Genomic DNA, 18,428 nt, shown 5'->3' on the forward strand with positions numbered 1-18,428 from the left:
CAAAAGATCGCAGCCTTCGGCAGCTCCTACAGGGATCAAAGGTGCTCTTGCGCCCACTCGCGAACCTGCGCGTAGGGGTATTCTTCCAACGCAGCAAAACCCGGTATCGCCCGCGCCTTGAGTTTGGTGAACAACGGCACGCTGATTCCGCACAGGAACCGCGTTAGGCGTTCGGCCGATGGAATACGCCCTGTTTGCTGCTCATGCCTGTGGATAAATTCACCACACAGCTGCGCGAAGTTTTTATCCACAAGCGGCGGCAATGGCGGCGGCTCCGGCAACCGCGCGATCTGGCCGTGACATACCGAACAATGGCCACAACGCTCGGGGGCATTGTGATCACCGAAATACTCGGCCAGGCGATAACCCAGGCAGCGTTCGGTGGCGAACACCTCAAGCATGGCGTGAATTCGCGCCACTTCAGTCTCTTCGTGACGAGTGAAGTACTCGTGCAGCTCAGCGCTCAGGGCGTCGCTGGCAAAATCACTTTGCAGCAGGCTGTAAACCTCGGTCATTTGCTTGCTTTCAAGCTCGACCCAGCCTTTTTCCTGGAAGTAATCAAGTGCTGTCACCACGCGATTGCGCTCGGCGGAATACTGCGAAAACATCGCCTCGAAATCTACTGTGGCCCAGGTGCGTGCTCGCGTGGACGTCCTGATGATCGCCGCAACGAAATCCCTGCGCTCGTCTTCGAAGCGCTGGAGCAATGCTTCAGGCTCAAGCAGATATTTGAAGCGGTATTCAGCGTAATAAGCGTAGCGCGGCGCGATCAGGCCTCGCAGTTCCAGCTGCACCAGCAAAGTCTTCAACGGCAACGAGCGAATGTTGCTCTGATCCGCCAATGGCCCAAGCAAAAACTCCCATTGTCCGTCCGGCACTGAGGCTTTGAGCTCTTCGAGCACATAATGAATCCCGTCGCGTTCGGGCGTATCACCGTAGACGAAGTTTTCCAGCACATTGAGGCTGTCGCGGTTGGCCAGTACCAGGCAGTCGGAGGGCTGTCCGTCGCGTCCGGCGCGGCCGATTTCCTGGCTGTAGTTTTCGATGGATTTGGGCAGATCAAAATGCACGACGTTGCGGATGTCGCTCTTGTCGATGCCCATGCCGTAGGCAATGGTGGCGACAATGCAATTGGACTGCCCGGCCATGAAGCGGCGTTGAATGTCTGCACGCTGATCGTGGGGCAAACCGGCGTGGTAAGCCTCGGCCTGGATTCCATTGCGTTGAAGATGCTCGGCGATGTGCTCGGCGGTCTTCTGCAACGTCACGTAGACAATGCTCGGTTGCCCGGGACGCTCGGTCATCCATTCGACCAGACGCCGGCGTTTGTCCTGACCGCGTACAGGCTCGACCAGCAAATTGAGGTTGGGCCGATAGAAACCAGTGGTCACTACATCGTCCGGAGCGATGGCGAATTTGGCCTGCATGTCGGCGATGACTTTTGGTGTCGCCGTGGCGGTGAGCAGCAAAGCCTGCGGAATGTTGAACTGACGCTGGTAGTCGGGGAGTTTCAGATAGTCCGGCCGGAAGTTGTGGCCCCATTCGGAAATGCAGTGCGCCTCGTCGACCACCAGCAACGAGATCGGCACCTGCTGCAGGAAATTGCGGAAGCGCTCGTTCTTCAAGCGCTCGACGGAGATCATCAGAATTTTCAGCTCGCCCGAACGTGCACGGGCCATGACGTCGTTGGCATCCTCGCGGCTCTGCGCCGAATCGATACTGCCTGCCGAGATGCCGCGGGACTTGAGAAACGCCAGTTGATCCTGCATCAACGCCAGCAACGGCGAGACCACCAATGTCAGGTGTGGCAGTAAAAGTGCCGGCAGTTGGTAGCAAAGCGATTTGCCGGAGCCGGTGGGAAAGATCGCCGCCGCGGATCGCCCCGCCAGCACCGCGCTGACAGCGGCCTCCTGACCGGGGCGAAACTGTGGATAACCAAAAACCTGTTCCAGGGTGTGGTGCATTTGCTGTCACTCCTTTGACTGCTGCCATGCCCAAAGCCTAGCGGGCGATTGCAGCGAGTCGAGAAAAGGTCGGGGTTGAATCAATACTGAATGATACATGGGAAGCGAAAACCAAGCGTTTAACAATCGAAGCGCCTCGACATACTTTCGAAAAGCTCAGCTACATATATATAACAAACTTCACATTACAAACACAGATACAACAGCGCCCTTTATTTTTTACACCACCTAAAACTAACTTGGCTGCTCTTATACATATGCAAGAGCAACGAAATGACAACTTTAACAATATTTTTCTGCGGCACCGGCTCCAACAAATTTGATGACAAACATAAAAGCTTCTGGGACGGCGAAATCGTTTCTACGCTCGCTGCACACCACAGCGGACGCGAATTTGCCGAGTGGATCGTCGTCGATGGCCCTGGCAGCGGCAATCTGCAAGCCGACGACCTGTTCACCAAGACCTCTGAATACGGCCTTTCCGGCACCCTGTTCGGCAAAGGCTGGGATGAAAACGTGCAACACGCTGTGAACATTATCAAAGGCAAATGCGACTGGCAGCGTAAACAACTGACCGAGTTAGAATATAACCGTCTGAAAGCCGCAGGCATTCCTATTGAAGATGTAAAAGTGGAAGGCTCCTGGTTCTGGCGCCAGTATAACTATGGCGATCGCAGTATCACGCAACAGAAACTACAGGAACAAATCATCAAGACTTTCCGCAAGGACGGCGTTATTCCTGCGCGAGTCAATCTGGTCGGCTGGAGCCGTGGCGGTATCAGTTGCCACATGCTCGCCAATGCGATGTTCCAGGACGCTGCACTCAAACATATTCCGGTGAATATATTTGCGATTGATCCAGTCCCGGGCATCGGCAACTTCCAGGAAAACCGCGTCAAACTTCAATCCAACGTCAAGGAATACATCGCCTTCTATGCCCGCGACGAGCGCTCAAAAGGCTTCAGCTGCGTGATCCCGCAAACCGCTACCGGCACCAAAACCTCGATCTATCCAATGGCCGGTCGCCACGCCACCCTCGCCGGCAACGCCACGGCCCTCGGCGGCGATCCCACCAACAGCAGCGACCTCAATGCGCTGATCGAGCCCGGCCGCATCGTTCGCCATCTGGCGGAAACCTGCCTCAAGCGTTGGGGCGTGCCACTGAGCAAAACGCTCAACCTGAGCGATGCCGACCTGCTGCGCTTCACCGGCACCATCGTCAGCGACGAAGCCCGCTACAAGAAGATGCACAGCCAGTCCTACACCTATTTCACCGAACAGGAAAAAGGCGAGCGCTGTGTCTCGCTGGGCAGCAAAGGCGTGCCGTTCTCGGCAGTCAAAGGCACGATCTACCGGCCGGCAACAGGACTGACCACAAGCCTGCTGGATATTTCTGGCTACCAACATTTGCGTTGAAAAGCGTTTAAGAATCGGTAGCAACGTCTGGCGAATTGTTCGCCCCATTCCTACTTCACGCGATGTCTTGTCGGCTATCGCGAGCGGGTGGTGCGAACCTATAGTCGTGGGTGTCGCTGCTTTGGCAGCGACACCCACATCACCCACGCCCTGTACCTGCTGACACAGGACGGCTGGGACCTGCTGCAAGTCAGATGCCCCCGGCCAAGTAACAAACGAAACATCATCGCTGCACACGCCGTGTCCAGCACCAGGAGTCAAAATTTGCAAACTACTATTGATTGCGTACGATGGGAGCCATTACTCAGCGAAGGGCTCGCATTTATGGCCAGCACTGAAATCATCGATCACAGCGCCCTCGTTCGCTTGGTCGAAAACGGTTCTGTGAGCGGCACAATTATCGTCGCGAAACCAGGAGGCTGGTCGGTCGAGATTCGGCAAGGCAGCCGCAAATGCGCGCTGACAGCACAACGCAGTGGTCAGGTGCGCCTGTTCAAGAGGCTGGAGACGCTTGTGACCTATCTGCAGGGCTTGGGCATCAGCCAATTCAACGTGGATGCCTCCGGCTATGACCCGCTGCAACTGAAAACCTACGCCAGGCCTGATCGCTCTGAAGCGTTGAAACAAGCCCATGAAGCGGCCGCTTATGAGGAATGGTTCAAGCGACAGGTGCAGATCAGCATCGATGATCCAAGGCCAAGTATCAGCGATGAAGATGCTCGCCGAATATTCGCCGCCAAGCGTGATGCCCTGCGTCAACGAGGGCGCTGATGAGGTTGGTCTGGCGCCCGGAAGCGCTTGCTGACCGAGACCGGATAATGGACCGAATCGGTCAGGACAACCCAGACGCTGCTGCGGATCTCGATGAAATGTTCGAATCAAAAGGGGAAATAGCAAGACAGCGCCCAACCTTGTACCGAAAGGGCAGGGTCCTCGGAACACGTGAAATCGTTGCGGCCGCCAACTACGTCATCGTCTACGCAATCAAAAAAGACCGGGTGGAAGTGCTGCGTGTCATGCATGCACGGCAGCAATGGCCTTAATTAGAGGATCATGTTGCAGTACTGTTGAGTGGCATTACTCTGGCCGTATCAGGCCAAAAATGAATGAATACTGCTACATGGCAAGTGACGAACCGCCGTTGAGATGAGCTTACCCAAATCTTCGCCCATGAAAAAACCGCCCCAAAGGGCGGTTTTTTATTCACTGCAAACTACTACTTACAACTTCGGCCCAGCCGCCTTGATCGCGTCGCTCACTTCGAACTTCTTGAAGTTCTCGATGAACAGACCGGCCAGTGCTTTCGCTGCCTCGTCGTACGCCGCCTTGTCAGCCCAGGTGTTGCGTGGGTTGAGCAGGTTGGTGTCGACGCCTGGTACGGCCAGAGGCACGTCGAGGTTGATGGTGTCCAGGTGCTCGGTGGCAGCACCGATCAGAGCGCCGCTCTGGATCGCTGCGATCACCGCGCGGGTGGTCGGGATGTTGAAGCGTTGGCCGACGCCGTAGCCGCCGCCGGTCCAGCCGGTGTTGACCAGGTAGACCTTGGAGCCGAAGCCGCGGATGCGCTTGATCAGCAGTTCGGCGTATTCGCCAGCCGGACGCGGGAAGAACGGTGCGCCGAAGCAGGTGGAGAAGGTCGACTTGATGCCGCTGCCCGAACCCATTTCAGTCGAGCCCACCAGTGCGGTGTAGCCGGAAAGGAAGTGGTAGGCCGCTTGCTCTTCGTTGAGGATCGACACTGGCGGCAGTACGCCGGTCAGGTCGCAGGTCAGGAAGATCACCGCGTTTGGCTCGCCACCCAGGTTCTTCTCGGAACGCTTGGCAACGTGCTCCAGCGGGTAGGCGGCGCGGCTGTTCTGGGTCAGGCTGACATCGGCATAGTCGGCGTGCTTGGCGTCGTCGATGACGACGTTTTCCAGCACCGCGCCGTGCTTGATGGCTTTCCAGATAACCGGCTCGTTCTTCTCGGAGAGGTCGATGCACTTGGCATAGCAACCGCCTTCGATGTTGAACACCACGCCTTCGCCCCAGCCGTGTTCGTCGTCACCGATCAGGTAACGGCTTTCGTCGGCCGACAGGGTGGTTTTACCGGTGCCCGACAGACCGAAGAACAGGGTCACGTCACCGTCTTCGCCGATGTTGGCAGCGCAGTGCATTGGCAGCACGTCAGCGGCCGGCAGCAGGAAGTTCTGCACCGAGAACATGGCTTTCTTCATCTCGCCGGCGTAACGCATGCCAGCGATCAGCACTTTCTTCTGCGCGAAGTTGATGATCACGCAACCGTCGGAGTTGGTGCCGTCACGCTCAGGCACACACTCGAAGTTGGCAACGTTGAGCACTTGCCATTCTTCACGGCCAGCCGGGTTGTACTGGGCCGGGTTGATGAACAGGCAACGACCGAACAGGTTCTGCCAGGCAGTCTGTGTGGTCATTTTCACGGCCAGGTAGTGATCTTCCGCCGCGCCTACATGCACGTGGGAAACGAAGTGCTCTTGCGCGTTGTTGAAGGCCTCGACGCGAGCCCACAGGGCATCGAACTTGTCGGCCGGGAACTTGCGGTTGATCGGGCCCCAGGCAATAGCGGCCTGGGTGGAAGGCTCTTCAACGATGAAACGGTCGACTGGCGAGCGGCCGGTGCGGTGACCGGTGCGAACAACCAGAGCGCCGGTATCGGCAAGCTCGCCTTCACCGCGATTCAGGGCTTCTTTTACCAGATCATCAACACTCAGATCGGTGTACACGGCGTTATTGGCTTGCGTCATGAGGTTCCCCGTCGGCCAGTGGCCGAGTGTGCTCCAAACGTTTTGTAGTAGAAAGTCGTGCACTACTACCGCGAAAAAAGTGGGCCGGATTATGCCAGAAAAGCCCAAAAAGAGTAGGGTCCTCCCGTCGTAACGGCGATATTCCGTCATTCCGCAGTGAATTTACCTGCGCTGAACCGTTTTAGTGACGGGTATCTGACGGCGTATCGACGCCCGCGCCAGCGAACAATTGAGCAATATCGGCTGCGTCAAACAAGTACTGCTGATTGCAGAACTGGCAATCGATCTCGACTTTGCCGCCCTGCTCGGCGGCCAGCGCCAGCGCATCTTCCAGCCCAAGACTGACCAGCGCATTGCCGGAGCGTTCCCGCGAGCAGCTGCAACTGAAGCGCAGATGCTGCACATCAAACAGACGTACCTGCTCTTCGTGGTACAGGCGATGCAGCACGGTTTCGTTGTCGAGGCTGAGCAATTCATCGGCGCTCAGAGTGCTGGCCAACGCGGTGAGATGCTGCCAGCTGGCGGCGCGATCCTCCTCGTCTTTCAAGCGATCGGCGGGGAGTTGTTGCAGCAACATGCCACGGGCACGACGACCGTCGGCGAAGAGCTTGAAGCGGGTGCCGACCTGTTGTGACATGACGAAATAGTTGGTGAAACAGTCCGACAGTGTCTCGCCGTCAAGATCAACAATGCCCTGATAGCGCTGGCCAACAGTCGGGTCGACGGTCAGGGCCAGAACGCCGTTCGGCATCAAGTCGGCAAGGGTCGCGTCAACCGCGATCTGCTCGGCGTTGTAACGCGCCAGACCACGGATCTCACGCTCGCTGGAGCACTCGATCATCAGCAGCGGAATCGGCCCTTCCGAGCGCGCCTGCAAAATCAGCAAGCCATCGAACTTGAGCGTGCCGACCAGTAACGACGCGGCCGCCATCAGTTCGCCGAGCAACTGCGCGACCGGCTCCGGGTACGGGTGTTTGGCGAGGACTTCGGCGTAGCTGCGCTCCAGCGCTACCAGTTCGCCGCGAGTGTCGCTGTCATCGAAGATGAAGCGTTGAGTGAAATCGGTATCCGCTAGGTCGGTCATAGGTCTGGGTATCTGAATGTGATGACAAAATGGTTACAAAACGTGAAAATTTGCGCTTGCTGGCACTTTTTTTGGTGCCGGCGCTTTTTCGCCATGGGAGGCATTTTATGAACAATCCGGGTTTGTTCCAATCAAGGTGGAACCTCGGCCGGCTGGTTCTGTGTAACGTAGTGCCGCTGGCGCTACTGGCTTTCTGGTTATGGCCTACCGGTCAGATGCTGTGTGTGATTTTCGACGAGTGGCTGTTCCGCTCGTTGAATGCGCCGCTGGCCAGCAATCCGATATGGCTCCACATCTGGGCAATTGCAAGTCTGCGCCCGTTCGACATCGTCGTCGGACTGATTCTGCTGACGCTGCTGATCAAGGGCGATTGGGTTTTCAGGGCGATCGACGTGCGTCGCGCGTTCTTCGGTTTTTTCTCGATCCTGCTGCTGATGGTGGTGATCCGCGCGCTGTTTTCCAAATTCGCCGATCACATGGGCTGGCAGCACAGCAGCCCGTCAATGGTGCTTGAGGGCGCCGTGCACATCAGCGATTACTTTCCGCATCTGGAAAAAACCTGGGAGCTGAAGGACCGTTCGGGCCAGAGTTTCCCCGGTGATCATGCCTCAGTGCTGTTGATCTGGGCATTGTTCATGGGCGTGTTCAGCCGCACCGTCGGACAATTTCTAACAGTATGGGGTCTGGCCGTATTGTTCATGTTGCCGCGTCTGGTGGCCGGCGCGCATTGGGGTCAGGACGACTACATCGGCGGTGTGCTGCTGGCGGTGTGGGCGTTGGGCTGGGGTTACTACACGCCGTTTGCCTATCACGCGTCGAACTTCTGGTTGAAGCTGACCGCGCCGGTTTTCGCGCTGTTGGGCAAGCTGCCGATGGTGTCGCGGATGAGTGTGGTGCGTAGCGCCTGATACCGCGTCGTACTCGATTCGCGAGCAGGCTCGCTGCCACAGACGACTCGATCGAATGTGGGAGCGAGCCTGCTCGCGAAGAGGCCGGCACAACGTTTCAATCTTCGTTGCTGCTACCGCGAAACTTGAACAGATCCCGCCGCTGCTTCTTGCTCGGCTTGCCATCGGTGCTCACGCCCAACGAGCCCGCCTTGCGCATCGCCGCAGCCGCTTCACGCTTGGCGACACTCGCTTCGGTCTCCGCGTACAAGGTTTGCGCCTCGGGTGCGCCACGACGCACGATCGACAATGCCTCGACCCTCACCGTGCGCACTTCGAAGCCGGTGCGAATCTCGAACTCATCACCAATGCGCGGCTCCTTGCCCGGCTTGCAGCGCTCGCCACGACAATGCACCTTGCCGCTTTCGATTGCTGCTTTGGCCAGAGCACGCGTCTTGTAGAAACGCGCCGCCCATAACCACTTATCGAGACGGACCTTGTCGTCCTCCTCCTGCTTCTGTCCCATATGAATTCCTCGCTCAGCCAGTAGTCGGAACTGTACTACCGTTTCTGTCGGGCGCAAGAACTCGGCCCTCCAGATTGACTGTGATCTTCGCCGCCCGACCGGCCTGGAGTGACCGCGTGACTAAATTTCCAACTTCGTTGACCTCACCCAGGGGCGGTTGCCAGGGCTGCCAGCAGAGCGAACCGCTGGATTTCGATTTTGCCTTCGCCTACCAGCCGATTGTCGACCTGCGCGATCAATCGGTATTTGCCCACGAAGCGCTGGTCCGAGGCGTGTCAGGGGAAGGTGCACTGTCGGTGTTAAATCAGGTTACAGAAGACAACCGCTACCGTTTCGACCAGCTCTGTCGGACCCGCGCGATCGAAGGCGCGGCGAGCCTAAATATGCAGACACACTTGTCGATCAACTTTTTGCCCAACGCCGTCTACCGTCCAGAGCTATGCATTCGCAGCACACTGGAGGCCGCACGCAAACACAACTTTCCGATCGACCGACTGATTTTCGAAACTCTGGAAATCGAGCACGTAGATAATTATCGCCATTTGACCAATATTCTGCGTGAATACCACGAATTCGGCTTCAAGACCGCCATCGACGATTTCGGTGCCGGCTATTCGGGGCTCAATCTGCTGGCCGATTTCCAACCAGACCTGATCAAACTCGACATGGCGCTGATCCGCGATGTTGACCAGGACCGTGTCCGTCAGGTGATCGTTCGGGGGATTGTCACAATGTGTGCGGAGTTGAACGTTACAGTCATTGCCGAAGGCATAGAAAGCGCCGGGGAACGGGATTTCCTCGCGGACTGTGGAATATTCCTGATGCAGGGCTACTGGTTCGCCAGACCTGCGTTCAAAGCGTTGGCCCAGGTGCCGGACGGGGCCTGGAAGCGTTAACCCTTGGTTTTTTTCTTTGAAGACATTTGATCATTTGACCGTTGTCGGTCTGCGCGAGTGGGTGGCGCTCCCGGGTTTGGGAGTTGCGGGCCTGCGCGCAAAAATCGACACCGGCGCCAGCACCTCCAGCCTGCACGCCACCGACATCGAGCCGTTCGAACGCGACGGCGAGAAATGGGTGCGCTTCACGGCGCATCTCGGCACGGTGGTGCAGTTGCGTCACCGGCGCTGCGAAGCGCCGCTGGTCACGCGCAAAACCATCAAGAGCTCCAACGGCCATGCGCAGGTGCGCTATGTGATCAGCACCACGCTGGCCCTGGGTGATCGGGTCTGGCCGGTGGAGTTCACTCTGGCCTGCCGCAAGTCCATGCGCTATCGCCTGCTGCTCGGTTCCAAAGCCCTGATCGATGGCCAGTTGGTGGTCAATCCGGGCATCAAATATGTACAAGACAAGCCGGTGTTCCCGGTATCTACCTCCTCCACAGGTGTTGCATGAAGATCGCTGTGCTGTCGCGTAATCCGCGTCTGTATTCCACCCGCCGTCTGGTCGAAGCCGGAATCGAGCGCGGGCATGAAATGGTGGTGATCGACACCTTGCGCGCCTACATGAACATTGCCAGCCACAAGCCGCAGATCCATTACCGCGGCAAACCGCTGGAAGGTTTTGACGCGGTGATCCCGCGGATCGGCGCATCGGTGACGTTCTACGGCTGCGCGGTGTTGCGTCAGTTCGAAATGATGGGCGTGTTCCCGCTCAACGAGTCGGTGGCAATTGCCCGCTCGCGGGACAAATTGCGTTCGCTGCAGCTGCTGTCGCGGCGCGGCATCGGTTTGCCGGTCACCGGTTTTGCCCACTCGCCGGACGATATTCCCGACCTGATCGCCATGGTCAACGGCGCACCGCTGGTGATCAAGGTGCTCGAAGGCACTCAGGGCATCGGCGTGGTGCTGTGCGAAACCGCGACGGCGGCAGAGTCGGTGATCGAAGCGTTCATGGGTCTCAAGCAGAACATCATGGTCCAGGAATACATCAAGGAAGCCGGCGGTGCGGATATCCGCTGCTTCGTGGTCGGCGACAAGGTGATCGCGGCAATGAAGCGCCAGGCCAAACCGGGCGAGTTTCGTTCCAACCTGCATCGCGGCGGCAGCGCCAGCCTGATCAAGATCACCCCGGAAGAACGCATGACCGCGTTACGCGCTGCCAAGGTCATGGGCCTGGCGGTGGCGGGTGTGGATATCCTGCGCTCCAATCACGGTCCGCTGGTGATGGAAGTGAACTCGTCGCCGGGACTGGAAGGCATCGAAACCACCACTGGCAAGAATGTCGCCGGAATCATCATCGAGCATCTGGAAAAGAATGGCGGGCCGAATATGACCCGCACCAAGGGCAAAGGTTAACCCAGAGATATTCGGCGGCTGGAAAGCCGCCTTCGCGAGCAGGCTCGCTCCCACAGTTGATCGCATTCCAAAATGTGGGAGCGAGCCTGCTCGCGAAGGGGCCATCCGCCCTCTTGAAGATCTCAGCGCTTAAACAGCATCACGCGGCAACATCAACCCCAACGGCAATCTCACCCGCGCCTCCAGTCCACCCCCGGACCGGTTGCGCAATTCGACATTGCCGCCATGCATCGCCGCAATCCTTTTCACGATCGCCAGCCCCAGCCCGGTGCCTTTGCCACCGCGAGCCCGATCACCTCGGGTAAACGGGTTGAAGATCGCTTCAAGCTCGGACGGATCAATTCCCGCGCCACGGTCCATCACGCTCAGCACCACATACGGCGCGCTGGTATCTCCCGATACATACGCCGCTACTTCAACGCCGGTACCGGCATGGTTCAACGCATTGCCGATCAGGTTGTTGAGCAGGCGTTTCATCGACACACGACGCAGCGGAAACGGCTGGATCGGTTCCAGACGCAGGCGCACTTTCTCTTCGTTCTGGTTGTATGGCGCGGCGACTTCGCGCACCAGATCGCTGAGGTCGACCTCTTCCACCGACTCGTCACGACCGTCGCGAATGAACGCGAGGAACTGGTCGAGAATCGCGTCCATGTCTTCGATGTCGCGGACCATGTCGTCGGTGAGGTCGGTGTGATCGCCCATCAGTTCCAGCGACAGGCGCAAGCGCGTCAGCGGTGTCCGCAAGTCGTGGGAAACCCCCGCCAGCATCAGCTCCCGCTCACGTCCGGCCTGTTCGACGTCCTCGGCCATCTGGTTGAAGGCGCGATAAACCTCGGTCATTTCGCTCGGCGTATCACTGATTGGCAGACGTACGCTGCGGCCCTGGCCGAGTTGCCGCGCGGCATACACCAGTCGCTTCAACGGCTGGTTGAGCTGGCTGACGAAAATCCATGCCGACGCCGTAGAAAGCAGGCCGATGGCGAGGAACCAGCCGAGCACGTTCCAGATCTTCTGGCCGCGCAGCGGGTGCGGATACAACGGCACTTTCAGCCAGCCATCGCCCAGGCTCGGTGCCCTCACCCACAGCGCCGGCGGCGAATGCATGCGCAAACGCACCTCGGTGTCGGCACCCAGTTCCGCCTGCATCTGACGTTGGTAGATTTCGCTGTACGGCCAGTGCTGCTCGCCTTCCGGCACACCGGCGCCGACCACACGAATCAGGGTCGCGGCATCGGCAATTTTTGCGCGGTTTTCTTCGTCGGCAGCCCAATAGGCGCGTAGCGTCAGAGCGACACCATGGCTGTATTGGCGATCCACCAGCACGTCCTCGTTCATCAACAGATAAACCAGGGTCAGCGCCTTGGAAAACAGCACGACGATCAGCACCAGCCAGAGGGTGCGGGAGAAAAAACTTTGGGGGAACCAGACGGGGGTTTTCATCTTTAACCGCTACACACTTGCAGGAGCGAGCAATGCTCGCATATTGCGGATTGCGAGTCTGTGGCAATGGCCGTGCGACCAGAGCCTTGCAGACCCGCTCCTACAAATCACCGATCACTTGGTGGCGGTGCCATCCGGTACGAACACGTAACCCACGCCCCAGACAGTCTGGATGTAGCGCGGTTTCGACGGATCGGGTTCGATCATGCGGCGCAGACGCGAGATCTGCACGTCGATGGAACGCTCCAGCGCATCCCATTCACGGCCACGGGCGAGGTTCATCAGCTTGTCGCGAGTCAGCGGCTGACGCGCGTTCATTACCAGCGCCTTGAGTACCGCGAACTCACCGGTGGTGAGCATGTGCACTTCATCGCCACGCTTGAGCTCGCGGGTCGCCAGCGACAACACGTAATCACCGAAGGTGACGTTTTCGTCTTCACTGCCCGGTGCGCCCGGCACCGGTGCGGCCTGACGGCGCAATACCGCTTTGACCCGAGCCATCAGCTCGTCCGGGTTGAACGGCTTGGCCAGGTAATCGTCGGCGCCCAGTTCAAGGCCCTTGATACGGCTCAGCTCATCGCCCTTGGCGGTGAGCATGATGATCGGAATCTGGTTATTCGCGCTGCGCAGACGGCGGCACGCGGTCAGGCCGTCTTCGCCCGGCAGCATCAGGTCGAGAACGACCAGATTGAACACTTCACGCGCCAGCAGACGGTCCATCTGCTCGGTGTTCGGAACGGTACGGGCACGGTAGCCCTTGCTGACGAAGAAACGCTCCAGCAGGCTGCTCAGCCCCGGATCGTCATCAACGATAAGAATTTTTTCGCCTTCAGCAGTTTGTGCTGTGCTGCTCATTGGATGCTCCTTTTAGCTCGGCGCGCATTATGGCGTAGCTGCCGTTATACGCACCGTGTGCATTGTTAGCAGATTTTTCCTTCACTGCCAGAAAACCGAGGTTTATGCCTACAGCCTGCAACGCCCCCGAATGACAGAACGCTGGTTATAATGCGCGGCGTTTTGCGCCAGGCAACGTCTGAATCGTTACCGTAAGTGGCCGGTATTTTTTCCGGCCCTGTGCAGTAACTGTTCGATTTCACGGGTCAATGGGCAGCTTCTTGATCCAGGCAGCGGCAATTTTCCAGCCGCTCAATCAGCCTCCAGGCCATTATCTGCGTGCCTGCGAGCCTGCTTTCATACTATGTCAGGTGGTTTTATGGACAGCATCAACAGCCGCATCGCCGAGGAACTCGGCGTACGCCCACAACAGGTCGAAGCGGCCGTCGCGCTACTCGATGAAGGTTCTACCGTCCCCTTCATCGCCCGTTACCGGAAAGAAGTCACCGGCAGCCTCGATGACACTCAGTTGCGTCATCTGGAAGAGCGCCTGCGCTACCTGCGAGAACTCGACGAACGGCGCATCAGCATCCTCGCCAGCATCGAAGAGCAAGGCAAGCTCACCCCTGCTCTGGAACGCGACATCAAGCTCGCCGACACCAAAACCCGTCTCGAAGACTTGTACCTGCCGTACAAGCAGAAGCGCCGCACCAAGGGCCAGATCGCCCTCGAAGCCGGCCTCGGCGAACTGGCCGACGGCTTGTTCAACGACCCGAACCTGTCGCCGGAAACCGAAGCCGCACGCTTCGTCGATGCCGAAAAAGGCGTGGCCGACGTCAAGGCTGCGCTGGAAGGCGCCAAATACATTCTCATGGAGCGCTTCGCCGAAGACGCCAGCCTGCTGGAAAAGCTGCGTAATTTCCTCAAACAGGAAGCGATCCTCAGTGCCCGCGTCATCGCCGGCAAGGAAGAGGAAGGCGCCAAGTTCCGTGATTACTTCGAACACGACGAGCCGCTGAAAAGCATGCCATCGCACCGTGCCCTGGCGATTTTCCGTGGCCGCAACGAAGGCATTCTCAGCTCCGCGCTGAAAGTCGGCGATGAGCTGCCCGGCACGATGCACCCCTGCGAAGGCATGATCGCTCAGCAGTTCGGCATCCAGAACCAGAACCGCCCGGCGGACAAATGGCTCGGTGAAGTGGTGCGCTGGACCTGGAAGGTCAAGCTCTACACCCACCTGGAAACCGACCTGCTCGGCGAGTTGCGCGATGGCGCCGAAACCGAGGCGATCAACGTTTTCGCGCACAATCTGCACGACCTGCTGTTGGCCGCTCCGGCCGGCCCGCGCGCGACGCTGGGCCTCGACCCGGGCCTGCGTACCGGCTGCAAGGTGGCCGTGGTCGATTCGACCGGCAAGCTGCTCGACCACGCCACGGTTTACCCGCACGTGCCGCACAACAAATGGGATCAGACCATCGCCATCCTCGCCGCGCTATGCGCCAAGCATTCGGTGGACCTGATCGCCATCGGCAACGGCACTGCCAGCCGCGAGACCGACAAGCTGGCGATCGAGCTGATCAAAAAATATCCAGCGATGAAAATGACCAAGGTCATGGTTTCCGAAGCCGGCGCCTCGGTGTACTCGGCCTCGGAACTGGCGGCCAAGGAATTCCCGGACCTCGATGTGTCGATCCGTGGCGCCGTGTCGATCGCCCGTCGCCTGCAGGATCCGTTGGCCGAGCTGGTGAAAATCGATCCGAAATCCATTGGCGTCGGCCAATACCAGCACGACGTCTCGCAGCTGAAACTGGCGCGCGGTCTGGACGCCGTGGTCGAGGACTGCGTAAACGCCGTGGGCGTGGATGTGAATACCGCCTCCGTGGCCTTGCTGGCACGGATTTCCGGCCTCAATGCGACGCTGGCGCAGAACATCGTTGCTCACCGTGACGAACACGGCGCGTTCAAGACCCGTGCAGCGCTGAAGAAAGTCGCGCGACTGGGCGAGAAAACCTTCGAACAGGCCGCCGGTTTTTTGCGCGTGATGAACGGCGACAACCCGCTGGATTCGTCGGCGGTGCACCCGGAAGCCTATCCACTGGTGCAGCGCATTGCCGCTGAAACCGACCGCGACATTCGCTCGCTGATCGGCGATGCCGCGTTCCTCAAGCGTCTGGACCCGAAGAAATTCACCGACGAAACGTTCGGTCTGCCGACCGTCACCGACATCCTGCAAGAACTGGAAAAACCCGGTCGCGATCCACGTCCGGAGTTCAAGACTGCCGAATTCCAGGAAGGCGTCGAAGACCTCAAGGACCTGCAACTGGGGATGATCCTTGAAGGCGTGGTGACCAACGTGACGGCATTTGGTGCATTCGTCGACATCGGCGTGCATCAGGATGGTCTGGTGCACATCTCGGCGCTGTCGGAGAAGTTCATCAAGGACCCGCGCGAAGCGGTCAAGGCCGGTGACGTGGTGAAAGTGAAGGTCATGGAAGTCGATATCCCGCGCAAACGCGTCGGTCTGTCGATGCGCATGAGCGACACTCCCGGCGAGAAAATCGATGGCGCCCGTGGCTCGCGTCCGGGCTCGGCACCGCGCCAGTCTTCGGGCAACGCGCCGCGCAAGGAAACTGCCACAGCCGCGCCGGTGAACAATGCGATGGCCTCGCTGTTCGCCAACGCCAAGCAGTTGAAGAAACGCTGATGGAGATGCCGGCCGGGCTCGTCGAGAGCGCGTTTTTCAAGCTGTTGGGCTGTCGCCTGCACAGTCTCGAAACCGGGGTGGCGCAAGTCGCCCTGGCGCTTGAGCCCGAACTGCGCAACCGCGGCGGCAAACTGCACGGCGGCGCGCTGTTCAGTCTGGTCGACATCGCCATGGGCCTGGCTTGTTCCAGCAGCCATGGCTTCGATCAGCAGAGTGCGACCATCGAATGCAAGATCAACTACATCCGCGCCGTTTCCGACGGCGAGGTGCTGTGCACGGCGCGGGTGATCCACCCGGGCCGGCGCACGCTGGTGGTCGAAGCCGAGGTGATGCAGGGCGACAAACTGGTCGCAAAAGCGCAAGGCACCTTCGCTGTCCTGTAGATGTTGCTCATCATTTTGAGTTAATTTCGGCGCAACGAATCCTGTGGGAGCTGCCGAAGGCTGCGATCTTTTGATTTTGTTTTTCAACAGCAAGATCAAAAGATCGCAGCCTTCGGCAGCTTCTACGGGTTCATGTGTGCGGCTGACAGGCTAGAAAACCAGGCGATAACGCCAGTTTCAACTTCACCCTTGTAGACCGTCTTGCCCACCCCCATATTGGGGCGACTGACGCGTGAAGGAATCCAAATTGAGCGAACTTCTCAACCGCCGCCTGGCTCTGCTCGGCGAGCGCGCTAACCTCTCTCTGCTCAAGCAGTGCCTGCACGGTATCGAACGTGAATGCCTGCGCGTGACCAGTGAAGGTCGCCTGGCGCAAACGCCGCACCCCGAAGCCCTGGGTTCCGCGCTGACCAACGAACAGATCACCACCGACTACTCCGAGTCGCTGCTGGAATTCATTACGCCTGCCCTGCCGGATCCTGCCGACACGCTGGCGAGCCTGGACAAGATTCATCGTTTTGCCTACAGCAAACTCGGCAACGAGTACCTGTGGAGTCCATCGATGCCGTGCCCGTTGCCGGCCGAGGAAGATATTCCGATCGCCTATTACGGCACCTCCAACATCGGTCAGCTCAAGTACGTTTATCGCAAGGGCCTGGCCCTGCGTTACGGCAAGACCATGCAATGCATTGCCGGGATTCACTACAACTTTTCCCTGCCGGAACAGCTCTGGCCATTGCTGCGCGAGGCCGAAGGCTTCGTCGGCACCGATCGCGATTTCCAGTCGGTGTCCTACATCGCGTTGATTCGCAACTTCCGTCGCTACAGCTGGCTGCTGATGTACCTGTTCGGTGCCTCGCCGGCGCTGGACGCCGGCTTCCTGCGCGGGCGTTCGCATCAGCTCGAGCAGCTCGATCCGGACACGCTGTATCTGCCGTACGCCACCAGCCTGCGCATGAGCGATCTCGGTTATCAGAGCAATGCCCAGGCCGGCCTGACACCGTGCTACAACGACCTGGCGAGCTACACCGACAGCCTGCGCGAAGCCGTGGCCACGCCCTACGCGCCATACGTGGAAGTCGGCACGCACAAGGATGGCGAGTGGGTGCAGCTCAACACCAACATCCTGCAGATCGAAAACGAGTACTACTCCAACATCCGCCCGAAACGCGTGACCTACACCGGCGAGCGGCCGATCCAGGCGCTGATGGCGCGCGGCATCCAGTACGTCGAAGTGCGCTGCCTGGACATCAACCCGTTTCTGCCGATGGGCATCGACCTCACCGAATCGCGCTTCATCGACGCCTTCCTGCTGTACTGCGCGCTGAACGACAGCCCGCTGCTGACCAACACTTCGTGCGGCAACGCCACCTCGAACTTCCTCAGCGTGGTCAAGGAAGGTCGCCGTCCGGGCCTGCAATTGCAGCGTGACGGTCAACCGGTCGAGATGAAGCAATGGGCGGCCGAACTGCTGGAACAGATTGCTCCGCTGGCGGCGATGCTCGACCAGAGCGTCGGCGGCGATGCCCACAGCAAGGCGCTGGATGCGCAACTGGCCAAGGTCAACGACCCGTCCCTGACCCCATCGGCGCAGGTGCTGGCGGCCATGGCTGAGCACAAGGAAAGCTTTGCGCAGTTCTCCCTGCGCCAGAGCCAGACCCACGCCGAGTTCTTCCGCAGCGAGCCGTTGGCGGCTGACGAGCAAGCGAAGTTTGAAGAGCTGGCGCGCGCGTCGCTGGCACAGCAGACCGAGCTTGAGCAAAACGAGGTTGGCGATTTCGATGTGTTTGTTGGCGCGTATCAGGCGAGCATCCTCGCCATCAGCAATTAAAAGCCCCTCACCCTAACCCTCTCCCAAAGGGAGAGGGGACTGACCGCGTTGTTCTTGCGAGCTGCACCGACCTGAAATACCGGGCCGAACTCAGGCCTTGAAAAGCATGAAGATCAGCTCCCTTTCCCCCTCGCCCCCCTGGGGGGAGAGGGCTGGGGTGAGGGGGCAAAGTTCTGACGTCGAACGAATCATCCGAAATCCCCACACCCTCTCCTATCCTTAGATTTTTCCGCTCATAAGCTCATTCGAAAAAGTTATTTATTTCGCGATTCTTAGATCATTTAGTCTCCATTCACGCCG

General features: G+C 59.0%; 16 protein-coding genes. 10 read left to right on the forward strand and 6 right to left on the reverse strand.

What is annotated here, in order from left to right:
- Nucleotides 1-35: 35 nt before the first annotated feature.
- Nucleotides 36-1,964, reverse strand: coding sequence for a RecQ family ATP-dependent DNA helicase (locus ACV8MC_RS05335; RefSeq protein WP_457264675.1), 1,929 nt, complete (start codon nucleotides 1,962-1,964; stop codon nucleotides 36-38).
- 273 nt (nucleotides 1,965-2,237) lie between these two features.
- Here ACV8MC_RS05335 and ACV8MC_RS05340 point away from each other — a divergent pair, with 273 nt between their 5' ends.
- From ACV8MC_RS05340 to ACV8MC_RS05350, 3 genes are all read left to right on the forward strand, one after another.
- Nucleotides 2,238-3,380: a hypothetical protein gene (locus tag ACV8MC_RS05340; protein WP_457264677.1), complete on the forward strand. Its 1,143-nt coding sequence runs from the start codon at nucleotides 2,238-2,240 to the stop codon at nucleotides 3,378-3,380.
- Nucleotides 3,381-3,704: 324 nt separating this feature from the next.
- Nucleotides 3,705-4,151 (forward strand): antitoxin PaaA2 family protein, encoded by a 447-nt coding sequence (locus ACV8MC_RS05345; protein ID WP_056787116.1) that lies wholly within the window; start codon nucleotides 3,705-3,707, stop codon nucleotides 4,149-4,151.
- A complete protein-coding gene (locus tag ACV8MC_RS05350; protein WP_056787114.1) occupies nucleotides 4,151-4,423 on the forward strand; it encodes a type II toxin-antitoxin system RelE/ParE family toxin in 273 nt (90 codons plus the stop codon). The genes ACV8MC_RS05345 and ACV8MC_RS05350 overlap by 1 nt, the downstream gene beginning before the upstream one ends.
- Nucleotides 4,424-4,600: 177 nt before the next feature.
- Here the strand turns inward: ACV8MC_RS05350 and ACV8MC_RS05355 are convergent, their stop codons facing one another.
- Both ACV8MC_RS05355 and hslO read right to left on the reverse strand, forming a co-directional pair.
- On the reverse strand, nucleotides 4,601-6,142 hold the full coding sequence (locus ACV8MC_RS05355; RefSeq protein ID WP_016772179.1) for a phosphoenolpyruvate carboxykinase: 1,542 nt from the start codon (nucleotides 6,140-6,142) through the stop codon (nucleotides 4,601-4,603).
- Nucleotides 6,143-6,323: 181 nt separating this feature from the next.
- Entirely contained in the window at nucleotides 6,324-7,226 is a 903-nt protein-coding gene (hslO, locus tag ACV8MC_RS05360) for an Hsp33 family molecular chaperone HslO (protein ID WP_252879242.1), read from the reverse strand.
- A 107-nt stretch (nucleotides 7,227-7,333) separates the two neighbouring features.
- Between hslO and ACV8MC_RS05365 the strand changes: the two genes are divergently transcribed.
- Nucleotides 7,334-8,134, forward strand: coding sequence for a phosphatase PAP2 family protein (locus tag ACV8MC_RS05365; protein WP_150741778.1), 801 nt, complete (start codon nucleotides 7,334-7,336; stop codon nucleotides 8,132-8,134).
- Nucleotides 8,135-8,231: 97 nt separating this feature from the next.
- Here the strand turns inward: ACV8MC_RS05365 and ACV8MC_RS05370 are convergent, their stop codons facing one another.
- On the reverse strand, nucleotides 8,232-8,639 hold the full coding sequence (locus ACV8MC_RS05370) for an RNA-binding S4 domain-containing protein (protein WP_016772182.1): 408 nt from the start codon (nucleotides 8,637-8,639) through the stop codon (nucleotides 8,232-8,234).
- Nucleotides 8,640-8,755: 116 nt separating this feature from the next.
- Here ACV8MC_RS05370 and rimA point away from each other — a divergent pair, with 116 nt between their 5' ends.
- Genes rimA through rimK form a run of 3 tightly spaced genes read left to right on the forward strand, consistent with a single transcriptional unit; the run spans nucleotide 8,756 to nucleotide 10,933 of the window.
- Nucleotides 8,756-9,535: a S6 modification regulatory phosphodiesterase RimA gene (rimA, locus tag ACV8MC_RS05375; protein ID WP_457265532.1), complete on the forward strand. Its 780-nt coding sequence runs from the start codon at nucleotides 8,756-8,758 to the stop codon at nucleotides 9,533-9,535.
- Nucleotides 9,536-9,551: 16 nt separating this feature from the next.
- Nucleotides 9,552-10,031 (forward strand): retropepsin-like aspartic endopeptidase RimB, encoded by a 480-nt coding sequence (gene rimB / locus ACV8MC_RS05380; protein ID WP_016772184.1) that lies wholly within the window; start codon nucleotides 9,552-9,554, stop codon nucleotides 10,029-10,031.
- Complete coding sequence (gene rimK / locus ACV8MC_RS05385) at nucleotides 10,028-10,933, forward strand: 30S ribosomal protein S6--L-glutamate ligase (protein ID WP_024011184.1); 906 nt, start codon at nucleotides 10,028-10,030, stop codon at nucleotides 10,931-10,933. Before rimB ends, rimK begins: the two co-directional genes overlap by 4 nt.
- 129 nt (nucleotides 10,934-11,062) lie before the next feature.
- Here rimK and ACV8MC_RS05390 read toward each other — a convergent pair whose 3' ends face one another.
- Nucleotides 11,063-12,376 (reverse strand): ATP-binding protein, encoded by a 1,314-nt coding sequence (locus ACV8MC_RS05390; protein WP_016770645.1) that lies wholly within the window; start codon nucleotides 12,374-12,376, stop codon nucleotides 11,063-11,065.
- A gap of 114 nt (nucleotides 12,377-12,490) precedes the next feature.
- On the reverse strand, nucleotides 12,491-13,231 hold the full coding sequence (gene ompR / locus ACV8MC_RS05395) for an osmolarity response regulator transcription factor OmpR (protein ID WP_016772186.1): 741 nt from the start codon (nucleotides 13,229-13,231) through the stop codon (nucleotides 12,491-12,493).
- A 358-nt stretch (nucleotides 13,232-13,589) separates the two neighbouring features.
- Here ompR and ACV8MC_RS05400 point away from each other — a divergent pair, with 358 nt between their 5' ends.
- The 3 genes from ACV8MC_RS05400 (at nucleotide 13,590) to gshA (ending at nucleotide 18,128) form a co-directional block, all read left to right on the forward strand.
- Nucleotides 13,590-15,914, forward strand: coding sequence for a Tex family protein (locus tag ACV8MC_RS05400; RefSeq protein WP_056787091.1), 2,325 nt, complete (start codon nucleotides 13,590-13,592; stop codon nucleotides 15,912-15,914).
- Nucleotides 15,914-16,297 (forward strand): PaaI family thioesterase, encoded by a 384-nt coding sequence (locus tag ACV8MC_RS05405; protein WP_052512482.1) that lies wholly within the window; start codon nucleotides 15,914-15,916, stop codon nucleotides 16,295-16,297. Before ACV8MC_RS05400 ends, ACV8MC_RS05405 begins: the two co-directional genes overlap by 1 nt.
- 247 nt (nucleotides 16,298-16,544) lie before the next feature.
- On the forward strand, nucleotides 16,545-18,128 hold the full coding sequence (gene gshA / locus ACV8MC_RS05410) for a glutamate--cysteine ligase (protein ID WP_041477477.1): 1,584 nt from the start codon (nucleotides 16,545-16,547) through the stop codon (nucleotides 18,126-18,128).
- Nucleotides 18,129-18,428 lie beyond the last annotated feature (300 nt).

Source organism: Pseudomonas sp. PK-RTE-24 (assembly GCF_054052265.1).